This window comes from Nitratireductor aquibiodomus NL21 = JCM 21793 (assembly GCF_000615975.1).
Taxonomy (GTDB): Bacteria; Pseudomonadota; Alphaproteobacteria; order Rhizobiales; family Rhizobiaceae; genus Nitratireductor; species Nitratireductor aquibiodomus.
The window spans coordinates 1-1,256 of the sequence record NZ_BAMP01000182.1; the positions used below are offsets into that span (position 1 = coordinate 1).

Annotated in this window: 1 protein-coding gene and 2 pseudogenes; all 3 read left to right on the forward strand. The window is 65.4% G+C overall.

Annotated features, from left to right (window positions below):
* A pseudogene (locus tag JCM21793_RS30795) lies at positions 1-132 on the forward strand (P-type conjugative transfer protein TrbJ); the annotation flags it as partial.
* Positions 133-151: 19 nt separating this feature from the next.
* A complete protein-coding gene (trbK-alt, locus tag JCM21793_RS23050) occupies positions 152-439 on the forward strand; it encodes a putative entry exclusion protein TrbK-alt (RefSeq protein ID WP_025031871.1) in 288 nt (95 codons plus the stop codon).
* Between the two features lie 3 nt (positions 440-442).
* A pseudogene (gene trbL, locus JCM21793_RS27985) lies at positions 443-1,256 on the forward strand (P-type conjugative transfer protein TrbL); the annotation flags it as partial.

The following is a 1,256-nucleotide window of genomic DNA, read 5'->3' on the forward strand; positions in this document are numbered from 1 at the left end:
CGGGCCGAAGCGCTGATCGAAGCCGAGCGCGCCACGGCCGCCGAACAGGGACGCGAGCAGCGCCGCCGCTTCCTCACGCCGGGCAGCGGCTACCAGCCCGGCAATGCGCAAATGTTCAACGGCAACAACTGACCGGCAGGAGGGACCGCCCATGGACGGCAAGATGCTGGCCCGACTTGCGGCCGTCATATTCGTCGCCATCGCCATCACCGCCACGGTGATCGAGATGACCCGCAAGGACGAGCCGGCACCAGCCCGTCCGGCCCCGGCGCTACAGCCCTCGGCCGATCCGCTGCGTCAAAGCCTGCGCCGGTGCCAACGGCTCGGCGAAGCCGCCGTGAGCGATCCCGCGTGCCTTTCGACCTGGGCCGAAAACCGCGACCGCTTCCTTGGCCGGACGCCCGCGCCCGTTGCCCCACCGCAGAACGGGGGACAGTGAGGCATGGGCGGAACCGGCGTCATAGACAGCTTCCTCGGCGTATTCACGTCCTATATCGACAGTGGGTTCGGGTTGCTCGGCGGCGAAGTCGCCTTCATCGCCACCACGCTTATCGTCATCGACGTGACGCTGGCCGCCCTGTTCTGGAGCTGGGGCGCGGACGACGACATACTGGCGAGGCTCATCAAGAAAACCCTGTTCATCGGGGTATTCGCCTATCTCATCGGCAACTGGAACGGTCTGGCGAAGATCGTCTTCGACTCGTTCGCCGGCCTCGGGCTGCAAGCCTCGGGAACCGGCTTCTCGGCCGCAGACCTCATGCGTCCCGGCCGTGTCGCGCAGACCGGCCTCGATGCCGGGCGGCCGCTGCTCGACTCCATTTCCGACCTCATGGGCTACTGGAGCTTCTTCGAGAATTTCATCCAGATCGCGTGCTTGCTGTTCGCCTGGGCCTTGGTTCTGCTCGCCTTCTTCATCCTCGCCGTCCAATTGTTCGTCACCTTGATCGAGTTCAAGCTGACCACCTTGGCGGGGTTCGTCTTGATCCCGTTCGGGCTGTTCGGGAAAACGGCGTTCATGGCCGAGCGCGTGCTTGGCAACGTCGTGTCATCCGGCATCAAAGTGCTGGTCTTGGCCGTCATCATCGGCATCGGCAGCACCTTGTTCTCGCAATTCACGGCCGGCTTCGGCGGCGCGACGCCGACCATAGACGACGCCATGGCGATTGTGCTGGCGGCGCTCTCGCTCTTGGGATTGGGCATATTCGGCCCCGGCATCGCTCGGGCCTTGTCAGCGGCGGGCCGCAACTCGGAGCAGG